This is a genomic window from Clostridium sp. LS3 (assembly GCF_055330225.1).
This window is the reverse complement of record NZ_CM143921.1, coordinates 1,149,813-1,171,007: the sequence shown is the minus strand read 5'-3', so window position 1 is coordinate 1,171,007 and position 21,195 is coordinate 1,149,813. Positions and strand designations below refer to the sequence as shown.

The 21,195-nt window shown below is 27.8% G+C and carries 21 protein-coding genes and 1 other annotated feature; of the genes, 5 read left to right on the top strand and 16 right to left on the bottom strand.

The annotated features are described in order from the left end of the window. Positions 1-248: 248 nt before the first annotated feature. The 5 genes from ACZJV1_RS05295 to ACZJV1_RS05275 form a co-directional block, all read right to left on the bottom strand. Positions 249-1,196 carry an ABC transporter permease gene (locus tag ACZJV1_RS05295; protein WP_411169004.1) on the bottom strand — a complete coding sequence of 316 codons (948 nt, stop codon included), beginning with the start codon at positions 1,194-1,196 and terminating at the stop codon, positions 249-251. Next, positions 1,196-2,287 carry an ABC transporter permease gene (locus tag ACZJV1_RS05290; protein ID WP_463650856.1) on the bottom strand — a complete coding sequence of 364 codons (1,092 nt, stop codon included), beginning with the start codon at positions 2,285-2,287 and terminating at the stop codon, positions 1,196-1,198. The genes ACZJV1_RS05295 and ACZJV1_RS05290 overlap by 1 nt, the downstream gene beginning before the upstream one ends. Beyond that, positions 2,287-3,807, bottom strand: coding sequence for an ABC transporter ATP-binding protein (locus tag ACZJV1_RS05285; RefSeq protein WP_463651669.1), 1,521 nt, complete (start codon positions 3,805-3,807; stop codon positions 2,287-2,289). Before ACZJV1_RS05285 ends, ACZJV1_RS05290 begins: the two co-directional genes overlap by 1 nt. Positions 3,808-3,969: 162 nt before the next feature. Then, on the bottom strand, positions 3,970-5,052 hold the full coding sequence (locus ACZJV1_RS05280; RefSeq protein ID WP_463651668.1) for a BMP family lipoprotein: 1,083 nt from the start codon (positions 5,050-5,052) through the stop codon (positions 3,970-3,972). 317 nt (positions 5,053-5,369) lie between these two features. Next, entirely contained in the window at positions 5,370-6,257 is an 888-nt protein-coding gene (locus tag ACZJV1_RS05275; protein WP_460286505.1) for a polysaccharide deacetylase family protein, read from the bottom strand. Between the two features lie 180 nt (positions 6,258-6,437). Between ACZJV1_RS05275 and ACZJV1_RS05270 the strand changes: the two genes are divergently transcribed. Genes ACZJV1_RS05270 through ACZJV1_RS05260 form a run of 3 tightly spaced genes read left to right on the top strand, consistent with a single transcriptional unit; the run spans position 6,438 to position 8,482 of the window. Further along, on the top strand, positions 6,438-7,349 hold the full coding sequence (locus tag ACZJV1_RS05270; RefSeq protein ID WP_460286504.1) for a DUF5685 family protein: 912 nt from the start codon (positions 6,438-6,440) through the stop codon (positions 7,347-7,349). Beyond that, positions 7,336-7,953 (top strand): J domain-containing protein, encoded by a 618-nt coding sequence (locus tag ACZJV1_RS05265; protein WP_411170199.1) that lies wholly within the window; start codon positions 7,336-7,338, stop codon positions 7,951-7,953. Before ACZJV1_RS05270 ends, ACZJV1_RS05265 begins: the two co-directional genes overlap by 14 nt. 34 nt (positions 7,954-7,987) lie before the next feature. Further along, on the top strand, positions 7,988-8,482 hold the full coding sequence (locus tag ACZJV1_RS05260) for a hypothetical protein (RefSeq protein ID WP_460286503.1): 495 nt from the start codon (positions 7,988-7,990) through the stop codon (positions 8,480-8,482). A gap of 94 nt (positions 8,483-8,576) precedes the next feature. On the opposite strand, the gene ACZJV1_RS05255 is transcribed toward ACZJV1_RS05260, so the two are convergent. From ACZJV1_RS05255 to ACZJV1_RS05245, 3 genes are all read right to left on the bottom strand, one after another. Further along, on the bottom strand, positions 8,577-8,798 hold the full coding sequence (locus tag ACZJV1_RS05255) for a hypothetical protein (RefSeq protein ID WP_460286502.1): 222 nt from the start codon (positions 8,796-8,798) through the stop codon (positions 8,577-8,579). 184 nt (positions 8,799-8,982) lie between these two features. Continuing rightward, the gene (locus tag ACZJV1_RS05250) at positions 8,983-9,351 is read right to left on the bottom strand and encodes a YccF domain-containing protein (RefSeq protein ID WP_463651667.1); all 369 of its coding nucleotides are present in this window, start codon (positions 9,349-9,351) and stop codon (positions 8,983-8,985) included. 162 nt (positions 9,352-9,513) lie between these two features. Then, positions 9,514-9,882, bottom strand: coding sequence for a CoA-binding protein (locus ACZJV1_RS05245; protein ID WP_460286500.1), 369 nt, complete (start codon positions 9,880-9,882; stop codon positions 9,514-9,516). 183 nt (positions 9,883-10,065) lie between these two features. After that, positions 10,066-10,271 (top strand) — a binding site (T-box leader). Between the two features lie 54 nt (positions 10,272-10,325). Here ACZJV1_RS05245 and leuS point away from each other — a divergent pair. Further along, positions 10,326-12,776: a leucine--tRNA ligase gene (gene leuS, locus ACZJV1_RS05240; protein WP_460286499.1), complete on the top strand. Its 2,451-nt coding sequence runs from the start codon at positions 10,326-10,328 to the stop codon at positions 12,774-12,776. 27 nt (positions 12,777-12,803) lie between these two features. Here leuS and ACZJV1_RS05235 read toward each other — a convergent pair whose 3' ends face one another. Both ACZJV1_RS05235 and ACZJV1_RS05230 read right to left on the bottom strand, forming a co-directional pair. Next, a complete protein-coding gene (locus ACZJV1_RS05235) occupies positions 12,804-13,373 on the bottom strand; it encodes a TVP38/TMEM64 family protein (RefSeq protein WP_460286498.1) in 570 nt (189 codons plus the stop codon). 97 nt (positions 13,374-13,470) lie between these two features. After that, positions 13,471-14,211 (bottom strand): hypothetical protein, encoded by a 741-nt coding sequence (locus ACZJV1_RS05230; protein ID WP_463651666.1) that lies wholly within the window; start codon positions 14,209-14,211, stop codon positions 13,471-13,473. Positions 14,212-14,477: 266 nt separating this feature from the next. Between ACZJV1_RS05230 and ACZJV1_RS05225 the strand changes: the two genes are divergently transcribed. Beyond that, entirely contained in the window at positions 14,478-14,807 is a 330-nt protein-coding gene (locus ACZJV1_RS05225; protein WP_322545946.1) for a HesB-like protein, read from the top strand. A 94-nt stretch (positions 14,808-14,901) separates the two neighbouring features. On the opposite strand, the gene ACZJV1_RS05220 is transcribed toward ACZJV1_RS05225, so the two are convergent. The 6 genes from ACZJV1_RS05220 to ACZJV1_RS05195 all read right to left on the bottom strand — a co-directional run bounded on the left by ACZJV1_RS05220 (position 14,902) and on the right by ACZJV1_RS05195 (position 21,181). After that, positions 14,902-15,771 carry a methionyl aminopeptidase gene (locus ACZJV1_RS05220; protein WP_460286495.1) on the bottom strand — a complete coding sequence of 290 codons (870 nt, stop codon included), beginning with the start codon at positions 15,769-15,771 and terminating at the stop codon, positions 14,902-14,904. 385 nt (positions 15,772-16,156) lie between these two features. Continuing rightward, a complete protein-coding gene (locus ACZJV1_RS05215; RefSeq protein WP_460286494.1) occupies positions 16,157-16,813 on the bottom strand; it encodes a hypothetical protein in 657 nt (218 codons plus the stop codon). A gap of 105 nt (positions 16,814-16,918) precedes the next feature. Beyond that, positions 16,919-18,259, bottom strand: a complete 1,341-nt coding sequence (locus tag ACZJV1_RS05210; protein ID WP_463651665.1) for a vWA domain-containing protein — start codon at positions 18,257-18,259, stop codon at positions 16,919-16,921. Between the two features lie 13 nt (positions 18,260-18,272). Next, entirely contained in the window at positions 18,273-19,358 is a 1,086-nt protein-coding gene (locus ACZJV1_RS05205) for an AAA family ATPase (protein ID WP_463651664.1), read from the bottom strand. Positions 19,359-19,377: 19 nt separating this feature from the next. Further along, complete coding sequence (locus tag ACZJV1_RS05200; RefSeq protein WP_463651663.1) at positions 19,378-20,151, bottom strand: hypothetical protein; 774 nt, start codon at positions 20,149-20,151, stop codon at positions 19,378-19,380. Positions 20,152-20,392: 241 nt separating this feature from the next. After that, positions 20,393-21,181, bottom strand: a complete 789-nt coding sequence (locus ACZJV1_RS05195; protein WP_463651662.1) for a rhomboid family intramembrane serine protease — start codon at positions 21,179-21,181, stop codon at positions 20,393-20,395. Positions 21,182-21,195: the final 14 nt, after the last annotated feature.

The window sequence follows — 21,195 nt, the reverse complement described above, 5'->3', positions numbered from 1 at the left end:
AAGTTTTTCATATTAAATTTTAAGTTTTATTAAGTTTTATATTGGGTTTCTAATTTAACTTTAATACTATATTTAATTAAAAGTAAAATATTAAATATTATAAATTTATTATTCTTACAATTGATATTTTATATTTTTTAGAAACTATTTAGCTATAATAAATATTAATATAACAATAGATAATTCCATAAATGATTATAAATATAAAAAAAGGTAAGGAGTTTATAAACTCCTTACCTTTTTTATATTTATCTCTTACCAGCATCAAATGGTTCACCAGAAGCCTTTGGAGCTTGTGATGATTTAGAGAATAGTACTAACGCTATTAAAGTAACAACGTATGGGAAAATCTTTAATAATACACCTGGTATAGATGCTAATGATGGTATAACTTGAGATACGTTTGCTATAGTTGAAGCAAATCCGAAGAATAAAGTTGCTCCTAGTATCCCCATAGGTTTCCATTGTCCAAATATTAATGCTGCTAAAGCTAGGAATCCAAGACCAGCAACATTTCCGTTAAACTCACCAGAATATGTTACTAATATTATAGCTCCACCTAAAGCTGATAATCCTCCAGATATCATGACACCTATATATCTCATTTTGAATACGCTTATACCAGCTGCCGCTGCCGCTTGCGGATGTTCCCCACAAGCTCTTAATCTTAATCCAAAACTTGTTTTATATAATAAGAATACACTTAGTATTAAAATTGCTATTACAAGCCATGTTGTTGCATAAGTTTTAGTAAAGAAAAGTGGTCCTATTACAGGTATATTTGATAATACTGGTATATCTTTTGGAATAAATCCATTTGTTACTCTTATATTACCACTACCTGTCATATTTCTTGCTAAGAATACTGTTAATGCTCCAGCTATCATATTTATTGCTGTACCACTAATTACTTGATTAGCATTTAAGTTTATACTTGCAAATGCATGTAATAAGGAAAATAAAACTCCTGCTAAAGTTGCAACTAAAAGACCTATCCATAAAGCCCCTGCAACTCCGTTTGCTTGTAGTTTTGATACTGTTAATGCTCCAGCAAATGAACCTATTATCATAAGCCCATCTAATCCTATATTTATAACTCCACTTCTTTCACAGTAAAGTGCTCCTAACGCTGTTATTAAAAGAGGCACTGTAAAAGAAATTGCATATGGAAAAATTTGTTGTATTATGCTCCACATTATTTTTCCACCACCCTTTCAGCAGAACTATTTTTACCTTTTGAATCGTCATCTTTTTTTGATTTTTTAAATCTTTTTATTACTTTATCCATTATCATACTTGTTGCTGCAAAGTAAATTATTGTTGCCATTATAGTGTCTGCAAGTTCTGGTGGTACCTTTACCGCAGCATTCATAAATCCTTTTCCAACATATAGTACTCCAAAGAATAACGCTGAGAAGAAAACTCCAATAGGGTTACTTGCTCCAAGTAATGCAACTGCTATTCCATCAAAACCTTGAGTTGGCATAACTCCTATTTGCATTATATTTGCGTTACCTGTATATTGTATAGCACCTGCAAGACCTGATAATGCTCCAGCTATCATCATAGAAATAATTATATTTCTATTAACAGGCATACCAGCATATTCTGCTCCAAATCTATTAAATCCAACAGCTTTTAATTCATATCCTAAAACTGTTTTATTTAATATAAACCAAACAACAAAAACTGCTATTATTGCTAAGAAAATCCCTAAATTTATATATGATCCACTAAATATACTTGATAACCAAGAAGCTCTTAAAGTAGCTGTTTCTGGTAACATTCTTGATTCAGTTTCTAAGAATTCTCCCTTAAAATATTTTGGAATGTTATAGTAAACTATCCAATAAGCTATCCAGTTCATCATTATTGATGATACGACTTCGTGAACGTTGAATTTAGCCTTTAATAATCCTGGAACTGTAGCCCATACTGCTCCTCCTATAATTCCTACTAATACAACTATAGGAACAAGTAAAGCTTTAGGTAAATCCAGTGTTAAACCTACAGCTATTGAACAAAATCCTCCAAATAGCATTTGTCCAGGCGCCCCTATATTAAATAATCCTGTTTTAAATGCAAAGGCAACTGAAAGTCCTGTAAGCACTAATGGAGTTGCAGTAGCTATAGTGTTACCTATTCTTTCTAAATTCATTAATCCGCCTTTAAATAAATACTCGTACCCTTCAACAGGATTAAATCCCATGATTACCATTAATATGGCACCTGCAATAAGACCTAAGATTACAGCCATTACAGATTTTAAACCTTGATTTTTTTCCATTAGCTTTCACCTCTCTTTATTCCTGCCATCATTAATCCAACTTCGTTTTCGTCTGTTTCAGAGGCATTTACTACTCCTATTAGTTCACCATTGTTAACAATAGCAATTCTATCTGAAACATTTAGTACTTCATCTAATTCTAGTGATACTAAAAGTACAGCTTTCCCACTATCTCTTTGCTCAACAAGCCTTTTGTGTATGTATTCTATTGATCCTACATCTAACCCTCTTGTTGGTTGAACAGCTATTAATAAATCTGGATTTGATTGAACTTCACGTCCAATAATTCCTTTTTGCTGATTCCCACCTGATAAAGATCTAGCCATAGATTTTCCACCTTCACCTGATCTTACATCAAAGGTTTCTATAATGTTATTTGCATATTCTGTTATTTTACTTCTATTTATAAGTCCATTTTTAGAAAACGGTTCATTTTTATAAACTTTAAGAACCATGTTATCTTCCATAGTATAATCAAGAATTAGTCCTCTTTTATGTCTATCTTCTGGAATATGTGCTATTCCATCATCAATTCTATCTCTTATTGAAGTTTTAGTAATATCCTTTCCGTTAAAGAATATTGCTCCACTTTCTATTTCTCTCATTCCCGTTATAGCTTCAACTATCTCAGTCTGTCCATTTCCTTCTACACCAGCTATACCAACTATTTCTCCTTTTCTTACTTCTAAAGAAAAGTCCTTTAATCCTAATACTTTTTTATTATTTTTAACTGATAAATTTTCAACTCTTAATACCTCTTCCCCTGGGGTTGAAGGTTTTTTATCTACTTTAAAGGATACTTGTCTACCTACCATCATTTTTGCCATATCAGCTTCAGTAGTAGTTTTTACATCAACTGTTCCTATACATTTACCTCTTCTTATAACAGTACATCTATCTGCAGCGGCTTTTATTTCTTTTAGCTTATGTGTAATTAATATTATTGATTTACCTTCTTTTATAAGGTTTTTCATTATTTCAATTAAGTCTTCTATTTCTTGAGGAGTTAAAACTGCCGTTGGCTCGTCGAAAATAAGCACATCAGCGTTTCTGTATAACATTTTTAAGATTTCAACACGTTGTTGCATACCGACAGATATATCTTCTATCTTTGCATATGGGTCAACATTTAAGCCATAAGTTTTTGATAAATCGTCTATTCTTTTAGCTGCACTTTTTACATCAACTGTTAAGAATTTTTTTGGTTCAAGACCTAATATAATATTTTCTGTTACAGTAAAGTTTTCAACTAGTTTAAAATGCTGATGAACCATACCTATTCCTAAATCATTTGCTACATTCGGACTAGAAATTTTCACTTCTTTTCCATTTACTTTTATTATTCCAGCCTCTGGTTGATACATTCCAAATAACATTCCCATTAATGTAGATTTACCAGCGCCGTTTTCTCCTAAAAGAGCATGGATTTCTCCCCTTTTTAGCTGTAAAGTTACATTATCATTTGCTACAATCCCTGGAAACTCTTTTCGAATGTTAAGCATTTCTACTACATAACTCATTAAGTATCCTCCCTTTATTAATTAAAAGATTTTTAATTACATCATCTCTATTCCTTTTTATTGTCAAATTGTAAAATTAAACAAATTTAGGTGTATATAAGAAAAAGACGGTACTTCCGTCTTTTCCTATGTTATTAATTCTTTTATATAAACTCTATAAAATTACTTAATTAAATCACCTTGTTTATCTGATACAGTAATCTTTCCGTCTTTAATTTGTTTAAGTACTTCAGCAACTTTATCTGAAGTTTCTTTACTTAAATTAGGATTTTCTTTTGGAATACCAATACCATCATTTTTAGCATCAAATATTAAAGTCTTTCCACCTTGGAATTTTCCATCTAACTCATCTTTAACCATATCAAAAGTAGCTGTATCTATCATTTTCATAGCTGAAGTTAATACTACAGATTTATTGTCTTTGTAAATTCCATCTGCATATTGGTCAACGTCAACACCTACTATCCATGCTTCTTTTCCAGCGTTAGCTCTAGCTTTAGCTTCATTTATAGCTCCAACTCCAACTCCACCAGCTGCTGTAAATATTGCTTTAACTCCATTATCAAACATAGTTGCAGCTAATTGTTGACCTGCAGCAACATTATCAAATGATCCTTGATATACTACATTCTCTTTCTTTATATTCATTTTTGTTCCAAAATTTTCATTAGCATATTTAACACCTTGTTGGAATCCCCAGTTAAACTTTTGAGGTGCTGGTATTTCCATACCACCTATAAATCCTAGTTCTCCTTCTTTTAGTTGAAGTGCTGTTGCAACACCAGCTAAGAATCCTGCTTCTTGTTCAGCAAAGAATATAGCCACTGTATTATCAGCTACAACTGGTTTAAAGTCTCCACTATGTGGATTACCATCTATTATTACAAATTTGGCATCTTTATATTTATCTTGTGCTTTAAATACAGCTGTTTCAAATTTAAATCCAGGAGTAACTATAAATTTATATCCTGTATCATAAAGATTTCCTATTTCTTTCATATAGTCAGCTTCTGTTGTTCCTGATGGCTTTAAATAATTAGCATCTATTTTTAGATCTGTTTGTGCCTTCTTTATACCTTCCCAAGTACCTTGGTTAAATGACTTATCATCTATAGTTCCTGCATCAGTAACCATACCTACTTTTAAGTCCTTTTCTTTTGCTGCTCCATCTGATTTATTGCCACAACCTACTAAACCAGTTATCATAAGCGCTGATAGTGCTAAAGCTATTGCTCTTTTTTTCATGTTAAAAATCCCCCTTAGACTTTTGTAATTTAGTTGTTATAATTTTTTTAAAAGGTTTCCATATAGAAACTTTTAAAAAAATTATACAATATATAGTTCGTAAATACAATATTTTTCTAAATATTATTTTCATTATTAGACAAATTTATCCATAATGATTAACCTTTTCAAATATTTTTTATGAAATTTATTCTTAATATTGTAAAAAATAAAACTAACTATACGAATTATATCGACTTTATAATTCATAATTTTCGATTATCTTTTAGGAATTTCATATTATTTTAGTCTCCCATCCAAAAACAAATTGATTGACCTTATTTTAAAAATTCGCTAAATATACTTTTAAAAGCTTCTATATCCATAGGAGACATTCTAATTCTTTTTAATGAGTACATACCATCAGAAGCTTTTGATATTCCAACTTCTGTTGTAACAGCTGCTTTTATACCCAATTCTTTTTCTACTTCTATCGTTTCATCATCGTATCTACCAACTGGATAGCAAACAAATTTACTATCTACTCCAACTTTCTCTTTTAATGTATTAATCCCCTCTTTTATTATTGCAATTTTGTCTTCTCTTGGTATTTTAGTAAACTCAATATGTCTAGAGGTATGATTCTCTATTCCCATTCCATCCTTATGCATTTCTTTTAGCATATTAGAATTCATATACCAACCATCAACATCAGTTTTGTCAGTTATTATAAAAAAAGTAGCCTTCATACCATGTTCTTTTAATATTCTGTAAGCCTCTGTATAATTGTCTGCATATCCATCATCAAAAGTTATTGCTACTGGCTTTTCAGGAACTTTACCTGTATTAAAGGATTCTACAACACCTTCTAACAGCATAGGTGTAAATCCATTTTCCTTAAGCCATTTGACTTGTCCTTCAAACTGACTTATTGGCACTAGTAAGTTATTATTAGGATCGGTATCCGCTATAGAATGATACATTAATATAGGTATTCTTACATCGTTCACATTTAAATTTACATAATTAATTTTATTCTTTTCTTCTATTTTAGTATTTTCTTCTTCAATATTTTTATTTGTTTCTTCATTAGAATTCTTATTATTCTTTTCTACACTTACTGTATTATTATCAGCACTAAACTTATAATTTCTTATAAATGCTATTCCAAATCCTATGACTAGTATCACTACTAAAGCTGTAGTTAATTTCATTATTTTTTTCATAATATTATATTCCCCTCTTTCCTATATATTTTGAATATATATTGATAGGAATAATTTGTCAATAATTCTATTTATAATTGTTTCTTTTTTTTTAACACTTTCTAATTTTTCCTTTAATCATTGTTAATAATATATTATTTTTGTATAATTAATCTAAACTAATATTAAGGAGTGTTTTTGTTGTTTGGATATGTGACTCCTCTTAAATCAGAACTTAAAGTGAAGGATTTTACAAAATTTAGAAGTTATTACTGTGGATTATGTTTTCAACTTAAAAATAGTGCTGGAAACATACCTAGAGCAGTATTAAACTATGATATGACTTTTTTAGCAATACTTATAGATTCTTTATCAATAAAAGAACCTAATATTGAAATTAAGCGATGCATTGCTCATCCTACTGATAAAAAACCTGTAATTATAGAAAATGATGCATTGCATTATGCTGCAGCCATGAATTTAACACTTTTTTATCACAAAGTAAAAGATGATATTCAAGATGATAATAATATTAAAAGTAAGGTTGTAGAAAGAATACTTTATCCTTATCAAAAAAAAATTAATAAATCTATAGATAATATAAATAAGATAATCAAGAAAAATCTTCTAGTATTAACTGACTTAGAAAATAATAAAAACTTTTCATCTATAGATGAAATATCTCATCCATTTAGTGATATAGTTGGAAGTATTTTAAAAGAATATCCAAATAAGCTTATTGATGACTCTACTGAGTTAAGAAATAATCTTTATAGACTTGGATACACCTTAGGAAAGTGGATATATCTTATTGATGCATTAGACGATTTAAAAGATGATATATTAAATAAAAAATTTAATCCAATAAACTTCTTATTTAATGACAATAATCAATCCTATGATGATTTAATTCCTTTAATTCAAGAAAGATTAGAATTTACGATTTTAAACTGTTCATACAATTGTAAAGACCTACTTTCAAAACTACCTTTAAAGAGGAATGAAGATATACTTAAAAATATTTTAGAATTAGGTATGATGGATAAATATATTGGTATTTTAAATAATACAAGCGAAGATAAAAGGAGTGACTATAATAATGAATCCATATGAGGTACTAGGACTTAAACCTGGAGCAAGTCAAGAAGAAATAAAAAAGGCTTATAGAAGTCTTATTAAGCAATATCATCCAGATCAATATGGAGATAACCCCCTTAAAGATTTAGCAGAAGAAAAAATGAGAGAAATAAATTCCGCTTATGATGAATTAACAAAAAATCCAAATAACTCTTATCAAAATTCTAATTCACAAAACTATAATTCATCATATAATAATGGATCATCTAATGACAGTTATATGTTTTCAGAAGTAAGAAGACTTATTCAAATGGGTAATTTTCAAGAAGCAGAAAATAGACTAAATGGTATGTCTAACAGAAATGCTGAATGGAATTTTCTTTATGGAGTATTATTAACTAACAAAGGATGGTTTGATGGAGGCCTTAAACATATTCAAACTGCAGTAAATATGGACCCAAACAATTTTGAATATAGACAAACCCTAAACTCTCTTCATCAAAGAACTAGATCATATAGTAATAATTACTATAGAACAACTGGCGGGAATACAGCTAGCGCATGTGACTGTTGTATCAATCTTTGGTGTTTAGACTCAATTTGTGAATGTATGGGTGGAGATCTTATAGGGTGTTGCTAGCATTGTAAATTATTAAATGGTGGTGTTTTAAATTATGAAATCAAAAGAAATTGCTCTAAGTGCTGTCTTAGTAGCACTCACTAGCATAATTTTATATTTAAATTTGCTAATTCCCATAAACACATTAAGCATCCTTACATTAGCTTCATTTATTATTCCAATTGCAATGATAAGAGGTTCAATAAAAAGTGCTTTTTTAGTGTACATCGCCTCTACAATAATAGGTTTTTTCTTTTTACCAATTAATATAGTTCTATTATACGGAATATTCTTTGGAGTATATGGAATAGTAAAATGCTATATAGAAAAATTAAATAAGTTGTATTTAGAAATAATATTTAAATTATTATTTTTTAATGCTATTTTATTCATCTTGTTATTTTTGTTTAATACTTTTCTTTCAACAGAAATAATAAAACTACCATTATGGTTGATATATGTTGTTTCACAACCTGCATTTTTAATATTTGATTATGCATTAACATTACTTATTTCATTTTATATGCAAAAAGTACACAATAAAATTTAAAATAAAAAAGTAGACATATGTAAGTTTAATTACAAACTGAATATAAGGATAGTATTAAACAAGGCTGATTTAAGTAAAACCAGCCTTGTTTATTTTAATCTATTAATGAAAATAACACTTCAAAAGCACCTTCAATTATTTCTCCTACAACAGATATTAATCTCTCTGTTGCTTTTCTCTTTTTAGAGCTTTCTACTTTTAATTTTTTAGATTCTTCAATATACTTATTTATATTTTCAATATCTGAATTATACACATATGCATCTTCATATGACTTAACTTCTCTATACAAGATAGTGTTTTCATAGTTATCCAAAATACCATCCCCCCATCATTATTTACCCTTACTCATTCTAATAAAATACCATTTAACTAAATTACAACACATATCAATTGCTATATATTTTTTTACTTAATACTAATATAAACTATAATACTAATAAATATAAAGAATATATTTATTTAATAAAAATATACGAAAAGTTTATAATTAAAAGATTTTATTTTGTTATTATCTCTTTTCCAAAAGGCATTAGAGATAATTTGGCTAGTTTTAAAGATTGTTTAGCAAATGGTATTCCTATTATTGTTATGCACAAAAGGAAAGCACTTATTAAATTCGCTATACATAATTCTATACCACCAAATAATATCCAAAAAATATTTAAAACAATATTTACTCCACTATCATTTTTAGTAACTACTTCTTTCCCAAATGGAGCGAATTGCAAGCTAGCCAGCTTAAAACATTGCATTCCTACTGGAATTCCTACTATAGTAATACACCAAACTACTCCAGCAAAAAGCCAAGCTAAAGCATTAATAAACCCTCCAAAAATAATCCAAATTAAATTTCCTAAACATGACATTAAAAATTCCTCCTTTTTTAAAATTCCTAAATAGCTATAGACTATAAGCTTAGTTGTCTTATAATTTGTAGGTTTGAATTACACTTGTCCACTTTTAAGAACTTTAAGTAAGTATCTATAAAATTATCTAATAAATTGATTTATAGATACTTGCTCTCTTATTTAATTATTTCCTAACTGGACCAATGCACAATTTTCTATTGCTACTATTGAGTTTTCAATGCAATACTTTAATATTTCTTCACTTTCAGCACCAGGTTGTATTAGAACATTTTTTATTCCTAATTCATTAGCTTCTTTAATAAAGTTTATTCCAAGCTTAGCATTTATACATAAGTCCATAGCATCTATTTTATATGGTACTTCTTTTAAGCTAGTATATATTTCATTTCCTCCTTTAGGGTGAACACCACTAACAATATATCCTTTGCTTTTAAATTTATTTAATATTTTATAAGCATACTTAGACTCATTAGATACATCTCCTACAACTACCCAATTTTTTAATTTAATCATTTCATTTATATTCATAAAGCTACCTCCTATATAGGTTATTTTTTCATATGAACCTTTACAATATCATAACTTAATATATGATTAATATATCCATTTGCTAATTTTTAATTACTTTTTCTATTATATTATATTTAATTAATTGATTCTAGTTGTTGACTTATATTGTAATAAAATATATAATTGTGTATAAATTATATATTTACTGCTTTGAATAGGAGTAGTACTATAACTTTCAACCTTAAGAGAGCTGTTGATTGCTGCAAAACAGTGGTTGAATTATAGGAACTTGCCTAGGAGCTTACTTGTTAAAAGCAAGTACGGGAAACGCCGTTATAGATTTGAGTGAGAAAAATATTTATTTTTCTAATAAGAGTGGTACCGCGAATATGTCCTTCGTCTCTTAATTGAGATGAAGGGCTTTTTTTATATTATTTTTTATTTTTAAAGGAGGAATTATTGTGGCTAATTATGGAACTTCCATTGATAAGAAATGGCAAGATAAATGGGAAGAAACAAATCTTTATAAATTTGACCCAAATAAAGAAGGAGAAAAACTTTATGTTTTAGAGATGTTCTCTTATCCTTCTGGTAGCCAATTACACGCTGGTCACTGGTTTAACTATGGACCTGTTGATTCATGGGCTAGACTTAAAAGAATGCAAGGATATAATGTATTTCAACCAATGGGATTTGATGCATTTGGACTTCCTGCTGAAAACTATGCAATAAAAACTGGAATTCATCCAAAGGATTCAACAGAAAAGAATATAGAAACTATGGAAAAACAACTAAGAGCTATGGGAGCTATGTTTAACTGGGATAATGAAGTAATAACTTGTAATCCTGACTATTATAAATGGACTCAATGGGTATTTTTAAAACTATATGAAAAAGGCTTAGCTTACAGAAAGAAAGCTCCAGTAAACTGGTGTCCATCATGTAATACAGTTTTAGCTAATGAACAAGTTCTTGAAGGTTCTTGTGAAAGATGTTCAACTGAGGTAACAAAAAAAGATTTAACTCAATGGTTCTTAAAGATAACTGACTATGCTGATGAGCTATTAGAAAAATTAGATACTTTAGATTGGCCTGAAAAAACTGTTGCAATGCAAAAACACTGGATTGGTAAATCTACTGGTGCAGAAGTTACATTTAAAGTTAAAGATTCTAATATTGAATTTGATGTATTTACTACAAGAGTTGACACACTAAACGGAGTTACTTATGTTGTATTAGCTCCTGAAAATTCATTAGTTGATGAACTTACTCTTCCAGAATACAAGGATACTGTTGAAAACTATAAAAATGAAGCTAAAAAGCAATCCGATATAGAAAGACAATCTTTATCAAGAGAAAAAACTGGAGTCTTTACAGGATCTTACGCTATAAATCCTATAAATGGAAAAGAGGTTCCTATTTGGATTGGGGATTATGTATTAGCAACTTATGGAACCGGAGCTGTAATGGCTGTTCCTGCTCATGATGAAAGGGATTATGCATTTGCTACAAAGTTTAACTTATCAATAGAAAGAGTAATAACTAGCAAAGATGGTAATGATGCTGAACTACCTTATTGCGAATATGGTGTATTGGTTAATTCCGGAGAATTTGATGGATTAACTACTGAAGAAGCTAAAGAAAAAATAATTGATAAATTATCTTCTATGAAGCTTGGAAGTGCTAAAGTCAATTATAGACTAAGAGACTGGTTGGTATCTAGACAAAGATATTGGGGTGCACCAATTCCTATGATTCACTGTGACCACTGTGGAACTGTTCCTGTACCTGAAAATCAATTACCTGTAGAACTTCCATATAATGTTGAGTTTACTCCAGATGGAAAATCGCCACTAGCAAAATGTGATGAATTCATAAACACAACTTGTCCTAAATGTGGAAAACCAGCAAAAAGAGAAGCTGATACTTTAGATACATTTGTTTGTTCTTCTTGGTATCAATTAAGATATCCTGACAATAAAAACTCTGAAAAGGCTTTTGATAAAGATCTTATTAATAAAATACTTCCAGTAGATAAATATGTAGGCGGCCCAGAACACGCTTGTATGCATTTATTATATTCTAGATTTATAACTAAAGCTTTAAGAGATATGGGATATTTAGATTTTGATGAACCATTTAAGTCATTAACTCACCAAGGATTAATTCTTGGTCCAGACGGATTAAAAATGAGTAAATCAAAGGGTAATACAATTTCTCCAAATGACTATATATCTCAATATGGTTCAGATGTATTTAGAATGTATTTAATGTTTGGATTTGCTTATATCGAAGGTGGAGCTTGGAGTGATGATGGACTTAAATCTGTTGCTAGATTTGTAGATAGAATTGAAAGATACTTAGATATAGCTAGAGAAGCTATTGAAAAAGGTGAAAATAATAAGACTACTATAGATAAAGCAGAAAAGGAATTAAACTTCTGGTTACACAATTCAATTAAGGGTGTTACTGAAGATGCTGAAAAACTTCAATTTAATACTGCAATTGCAAGAATGATGGAGTTTATAAATGCTTTCTCTAAATATCTTCAAGAAGATATTAAAAATTTAGATTTCTTAAAAAAGAGCTGCATAGATTTCTTAAAAATCCTTGCACCATTTGCACCTCACTTTGCTGAAGAGCAATGGAGTTTACTAGGTTTAGATTTCTCTATCTTTAACGAAGCTTGGCCAAAATATGATCCTAAAGCCTTAATTAAAGATGAAGTTGAAATAGCTATTCAAGTTAACGGTAAAATTAAAGCTAAGATAAATGTTTCAACTGATCTAAATGAAGAAGGAATTAAAGCTGCTTCATTAGAAAATGAAATCATAATTTCTGCTACTGAAGGTAAAACTATAGTTAAAGTTATAGTTATAAAGGGTAGACTTGTAAATATAGTTGTTAAATAACTTAAAGGGTAAAGTATTTAAAATACTTTACCCTAAATTTTTCTCTTTATTATATTTTTTTAATGTTATATAAACTAATACAGTTGCTACTAAAGTAATAATTAACCTTATAAAATTTTCTTCTATATTTATTAAATCATAGCTTATTAATGCTTCTAGTGCTATTGATGGAACCTTTCCGAAGAATGTTGCAATAACAAAAATAAATTTATTAACATTACTAATGGAAGCAGCTAATGTCACAAAACCTGATGGTATAAATGGAATTAATCGCCCTTCAAATATCAAAAAACCTATTCTATGACCTTTTCCTTCTATAATAGCCTTCAACAATTTATTTTTATCCTTCAATCCTTCTATCTTCTTTTTAAATCCTAGTCTATATAAAATAAAGCTCACATATCCTCCTATTGTTTCACCTATTAAAGAAACAATAAAACCTTCAAGTGGTCCAAAAAATGCTATATTAGCTCCTGTAATAAAAATTGATGGAACTACCCCAAGTAATGCTATAATTGTACTCATAAATATAGATATTATTATAGCAAAGTTACTATATTCACTAAATATACTTATTATATTATCTAAACTAAACATGATATTTATCCTTAACTATCATCTGTAATAAATTTATATATTTCCTATAACTATAACCATTATAATTTATAAATTATTAATACTAAGTTATTAATTTCTACTCTAGTACTTTTTTAAATTCTTCTAATATCTCGCTTACTAATTTTTCATCTAACTGTCTATAGTAGGGCAATAAATTTGAATCTTGAAAAGCAACAAATATTTTTTTACTCATTTCCATCCAAATTTCTGGTATATATACCCAAACTATTTCTTCATATCTACAGCTTAATAAAAAATGTTCTACTCCCCAAAATATATATTCATTTATATTATGTATTTCATTAAATTTTATATAATCATCAACTACTTTTTTAGTTAACTTATATTCATATATATCAACATAGAAGAAATCAAAACTTTCCTTCTTCGCTTTATAAGCATCTTCATTTATTATTATTATCTTAGAGTTATTTTTGAAACTTAAATTATATAAATCTATAATATCTTTTTCCTTTTCGTAAACTACGACTTTTTCTACATCCTTCTTTTTAGCTAATTCTTGTACAACATATCCAAGTCCTAATCCAACTACTCCAACAATACCTTTTGCATATTTTATAAACATATATGAACTTTCTATTTCTAATGGTGAGACTTTCATCCAAATGTTATTAGGTCCATATAATTCTAAAAGACTTAAATTTAACTTTTCATGTTTATTATACATATATCCATCAATATAATCTTTTTCTTTGTCAGTACTTTTTATTTCAAAATTTCCAATCTTTCCCAAAGATATAGCGTTATTATATTCTTTTATTTTATCTATTATATATGTCTTATCATATGGCTTCAAAATAATACTTCCCTTCTGTATGAAACTTTACTATATTACACATACTATTTTATGTAAAGTTAAAATTTTATATTATAATACTTATATATTATTTTAATATATATACTCATAATGTTTCTATTAAATATTATATTGACAATAAATAGTAATGACAATAACTATTTATTAAAATTTACTATTTTTTATATTAAAAAACACTTGATATTTAAATGTACTGTGTTATACTAATGATATAAATTATCATTTAACAATAGAAGGTGAATAATATGGATAAAATATTAATAAGTGAAGAAGCATACAAAGAATTTAAAGGATTCTTAGACGAGAATGAAGTTGAAAACTATAGCATAAGAATTAACTTAGCTGGTTTTGGTTGTAGCGGTCCTGCTTTCAACATATCTGTTGATGAAGCAAAAGAAGGAGATGTTACTCAAAAAGTTAACGATATTACTTTTGTAGTAGAAGAAAAACTTGTTGATGAATTCGGAGGATTCAAATTACTTTCAACTGAAGAAAATGATGGTAGAGGCTTATCATTAAAACCAGTTATAGAAGTTGAAGGCGGATGCGGATCATGTGGTGGCGGATGCCACTAATCTAGTAATCTAATTGATTAGATTCTTAAAAAGTGTTATGCTTTAACATAAAAAAAGCTGTATTATTAATTTAATACAGCTTTTTTATTTAGCTTTACCAAGCTAATATTTCAGCACCATCTTCTGTTACTAACACGGTGTACTCCCACTGTGCTGAGTATCCACCATCCTCTGTTAAAACAGTCCACTCATCATCTTCATCTACAAAAACTTCATAAGTTCCTTCATTAATCATTGGTTCTATTGTAAATATCATTCCTGGAACAAGTATCATTCCTTCTCCTCTTTTGCCGTAATGACTTACAAAAGGATCTTCATGGAATTTTAATCCTACTCCGTGTCCTCCAAAAGCTCTTACTACCGAAAATCCATTAGCTTCTGCATGCTCTTGTATAACAGCTCCTATATCACCTAAGAATCCCCATGGCTTAACAGCTTCAAATCCTTTTTCTAAGCACTCCTTTGCAACTTTAACCAGCTTTGAATCCTTTTCTGTAACATTACCTATCTTATACATTCTTGAAGCATCCGAATAATATCCATTATAAATAGTTGATACATCTACATTTACTATATCTCCATCTTGTAATACTTCATCATCACTAGGAATTCCGTGACATACAACATCATTGATAGAAACACAAACACTCTTAGGAAATCCCCCATAATTTAATGGTGCAGGTATTGCTCCACTATTTACTGTAAATTCATGAACTATCTTATTTATTTCTTCTGTTGTCATTCCTACCTTAATATTTTTCTCTACTAAATCTAATACTGCATTATTAATTTTAGCACTTTCTTTTATTCCTTCTATTTGCCCTGAATTTTTTATTAAATCTCTAGTTGGTACTTCAAATCCTTCAGATTTAAGTAGCTCTAATTTTTCATCAAATTCAATATGACACTTTTTGTACTTCTTTCCACTTCCACACCAACATTGATCATTTCTATTTAAATTCATATTAAACCTCCTAAAAATTTCATACTCATAATGTATTCATTATTATCTATTATAACTATTTTATATGCTATTATTACACTCTAAGTGTACTTATAATTTAAATAAGTTATATTAAATAATATTATTTATTATTATCTATAATATAACTATATCATACTTTTCTAATTATAGAGAAAAAATCAAATAAAAAAGTGAACATATATAAGTTTACTTTTTCCGTCGCTCTGCTCCAAGTCAACGCAAACTTACATATGTTCACTTCCAAACTAAAGGTAAGGAAAGTATAAAATAAATCTACTTTTCTAAATCAAATTGCTAAAATCCTTATATATTAACATTTTCAAAATTTTAGACTTTTATACTTTTCTAAAGAGTATTTTTAAAACTATCTTTTTATAGTAAATTCATAATTTAAATACGGTTCAATTATAGAGTTCATCCCTTTTAGAATATCTATCCAATAATTTTTCTTTATTGTTTCTATTTCTTTATCTTCTTCTTTAATATTGTTAAAATTTTTATTGTTAAACTCTTTATAAAACTCATCAATTTGCTGAGACATATTACTCATAGCTACAAAGTTATCTAAAGCTTCTCCATCTAATACAAGTTTTTCATAATGATTATTCATTTGAATATTTAAATATTCAAATAATAAACTTTCAATTCTTGAATAAACTTCATTTGGTGTTTCTATTGAGGTTTTTGATTTTTTATTTATAGATATAATCTCTTCTTTTCTGTAATCTCCATATTTTGACCATAAATTTGTAAATGCTTCAGATATTGCACTATAATTTTCATATAACGAAAGTAACTCTTCATTACTAATACTTCCTGCTTTTATACATTGATTTAATGTATTTAATGCACCTTCATTTCTACTTCTTATTTCTTCAACACTTCTATATGTTTCTTTTCCTATTAATATTTTATAACGCGAATTCATCGCAGATGTGTAAACGTTTATAACCAAACTGGTAAGAAGTATAATTATTATAAAAAGAATACTATTATTTTTACTTATTTTATAAGACCTCATAACACACCCCCCACATTTTTATATTATATCATAATTCATTATATAATTCTACTATTGATATACTTGTACAAATATTAAAAGGTAGCATACTGAATAGTAAGCTACCTAAAAATATCTTCCATGCTCTTGTTGATACTCTTTAATCATATCCAATCCCGTAGTGCCACCCTCACCTTTTTCAGATCTTCCTTCTATTCTTTTTATCTCTCCATAAGCTCTAGATAAGGATAAATCTTCATCTCCAGTTAGGACCCAAATGGTATTTGAATTAAAAGGTCTAACTTCAAGTTCTTTTTCTCCAACACCATCAGTAAAATATATAAGAGCATGATTTCTTAGTTTGTTATCTCTTATATATTTAAATACAGGTGAAAATTTAGTAGATCCAACATTAGAAGTTCTTTTCTTTATATCATTTTTTGATTTTATTTCATAAACTCTTCTTATTTCATTGTCACATTCAATTACTGTAATTTTATTAGTTCTTGTTTTTGTTATTTCTAATATCTCAATCATAATTTTATGAACTTCTTCTTCACTCATAGAAGCACTTATATCTATTGCAACTATAACTTCTGGAATACTATTGGGTAATGTACCTCTTATATCTAACCTTTCTGGTTGTCTTCTATTCCTTCTTGTTACTGTCTTCTTTTCTCCAGCCCTAAGAGATGGAATTATCTTTTTTAATAACTCTTGCCATGATATTTCTGCCTTCTCCGTATAAGCTTTAATAATTGCTTCAATATCCTTTGGTGCCTTCCCCTTAAAAGAACTTATAGCAACCTTCTTAGTCATATCTTTTATAGAATCATAATTTAGGTTACTTTCTTCCCATACATCATGAGCTTTTGATATATCAATCATTTCTCCAATAGACCTATCATCTGATTTCACATTTGTTGACAGCTTTGCTTTTATTGCTTTTTCTATTCTTTCTGCATATATTTCGATAGTGTTATCTTCCCTAAGCTCTAGGTTATATTCTTTATTTACTGTCTCTATCTTAAAACTATCCATTGGTAAATTTTTAATAAATTGATTAATAGAAATATCTAAAGCTAAATTTACAGCAGTAGTAGTATACTTATTCTTAAGCTCTCTTTCTCTTTGATGATGACCATACATTATATGATATATTTCATGTTTAAAAAGTGCTTCCATCTCTTTTTTATCACACATTAAAAACAATATGGGATTAAAATACATTTTAAATCCTTGCATTTTAGGTATAGTAGCTAAAGGCCATGTTATATTAAATCTAACACTTCTTTCAATCTTTACTAAAAATTGTCCAAAGAAACTATCTTCACCTTCTAACATATCTATAACTACAGATTCTACTAATGAAAAAAACTCTCTTTGAAAGCTACTATCTAATCTACCAGTTTCCTTTATATCTAAAGCTTGTTTTAATAAATTATTTCGTTTATCTTCAAATATCATATATAATCATTCCTTACTCAAAAATATTAAAGAATGCATCTAAGAATGTATCTTCGTTTAATAAATCATTATATAATTCTTCAGTAGAATCACTTTTAGTTTCTTTCATTATTCCAAGTCTTAAATCCTTTGGATAGCAAGTTAGCAAGTCACCAAATAATTTTCTATTATTATCTGTATTATTTTCCTCTAAATACCTTAAAGAATTCTTAGCTAAGATGTACAATCTTGAATGACTTTCTTTTCTTATTTCATCTTTTAATTCTATTGGTAAAATAATATATGAAAATAAATCTTCTGGTTTAATTAAAGGATTTTTTACATTTTTTATATAGTTTATAAAATCTGTTGCTATACTTACTCCTACATTACCTTTGACTACATTATAAAATATGTCAGTTGAATACTTATTATTGTTTTTAACATAAATATTATAAGCCTTAGCCACTCTCTCCCAGCTTCTTGGAGTTGACTTTATAGATTCCTTTGAATTTGGAGTGCTTAAATACTCAGGAAATGTTGATAAAAATTCAATTATATGGTCATGTATATTTCCATCATTGCTCATAGCCCATTTAATCCACTCTTTAATATCAGAGCTTAACTCTATCCAAACAAATCTATCCTCTTGTGCTCTATCCATATCCACAACTTGATAATCACTATCTTCAAATCCATCATATTTATTAGATGGGTTCATAGCTGCTACTATTTTTACATTATCAGCTAATTTATATCCATTTATTTCTCTATTTAATATTAGATTCATAAGTTCTTGTTGTACTGCATGTTCACACCTGTTTAACTCATCAATGAATAATAGCACACCATTGTACTCATTATCTCTTATTGCTTCTTCTACTTCTATAAGTTTATAATGTGTTGCATATTTAGTTCTTCCATTTTCAACTAAAGGAAGCCCTCCAATTTCACCTTCTTTTAAAAGATTTGCATCTATATTTACTAAATGATAATTATCACTTTTACATATTTTTTTAACTAATGAAGTTTTACCTATCCCAGCTTCACCTATTATTAAAGGAACATTTCCTGATTCTAAAACCAAATCTATAGTACTTATAGCTTCTGAAAATTTCATATTATCACCTCTTGCTGCCTTATCTTGAAAGTTTATAATCAACTAATAAAATTTTAGCTTTTTTACTTCCATATTCTCTTATAAAATTAATCTTATCCATTTCTAAAATTTCAAGTTCTAAGAAGTTCTTAATATATTTTTCATCTATAAGATCTTCTTTTACCTTATCTATTACCACATTAACTACAAATTCTACATCTATAGAATCATATACGTACTTAACAATTTTTATATTATCTCCAATTAGTATTCTTAATTCATCTAAATTAAAATCAATATAGTTAATTGCTTCTTCATTCCCTTTAACAGCTTCTCTCCTAGCCTCTAAGCTTGGATTATTTATAAATTTTATAGCTGCCCAATATTTATTTATAGCCTCAAGTTGTACCTTTTCTGATGGATCTTTAATATATTTTATTGCATCATAATCTTTAGATACAGCTTTTAATTGCATTTCCTCACTAGGATTATTTATAAATTGAATTGCCCAACCTTTTGCATTAATAGCTTCAAATTTAACTTTTTCTGTAGGATTTTTAATGTATTTAAGGGAATTCCATAATAATCTTACTGCTAATATAGCATTTTCTTCATCTAAATTTTCTATATACTCAACTGCTAATGGATTATTTTTAATAGCAGTTTCTTTAATTTTATAATTAGGATTTTCTATATATCTTATTGATAATCCATTTTTCTTAACAGCCTCAAGCATCAAATCTTCACTTGGATTTTCTATATGTCTTATATATAAAGGATTATCATATATTCTTTTTAAATCATTATTTTCCATTCTTTTTCCTTCCTTATCATTAAAGTTAATCTAAAAAATTAATAATTTCAAATTATGTATCTTTCGTTATTAATTATATTATACTATATCTAATTAATAATTACTATTACTTGTAGTTAATAATTATTATTATTTATAAATAATAATAATTATGTTTTTAATATAAATCAAAAAAGGCAAAAGTATCCTAAAGAACTTTTACCTTTTAAAATCTTATTTATTTATTTATTTATTTATTTATTTATTTATGCTCATGATCTCTTATATGATTAATACAATAACATTTTTTACCTGAACATTTTGAACAATATCTAAACTCCATATTAGAATCATCCTTTTCTGTAATTCCGCATACTACACATTTGTGTAACATCTCTCTTTCTTTTACTTGAGCTTTAAATTTTTGTTGCCTATGATAATTTTTAGCTCCATTTTTACTTCCAGTAATTATATCCTTAGCAAAGAATAGAATAAAATTAATAACAGGGATCACCACCAATACCATTTGTCCTAAAGATCCAGCAAAAACAAAGTTTATTCCAATTAATATCCAATTAAATATAGCTATATATTTTACTTTTACAGGAATTATAAAAAATAATAATATTTTAAAATCAGGATATATTTTTGCAAAAGCTAAGAATAAAGAAAGATTAACATAAGATCCTGTTGCTTTAACTCCTGTTAAAAAGGAAACTAATACAGTTGCTAACATACCTACTAAGTAGTAAATATTAAATTTAAATCCTCCCCATTCTTGCTCAAGGCCTGAACCCGCTAAATAGTAAAAGTATAATGAAAAAATTAACCAAAAAACAGATTTACTTTGTGGTACAAATATAAATGTTATTAGCCTCCATACTTCTCCATTCATTACCTTTTGTGGATCTAATACAATATTGTTTATTAGATTATCACCACTCATCATAGTTAATGCATATACAAAAGCATTTCCTATTACTATAATAAGCATTAAATTTCTTATATAAAAATTTCCAAACTTTCTCTCTAATTTATTTAATAAATTCATAAATTAATAATTGC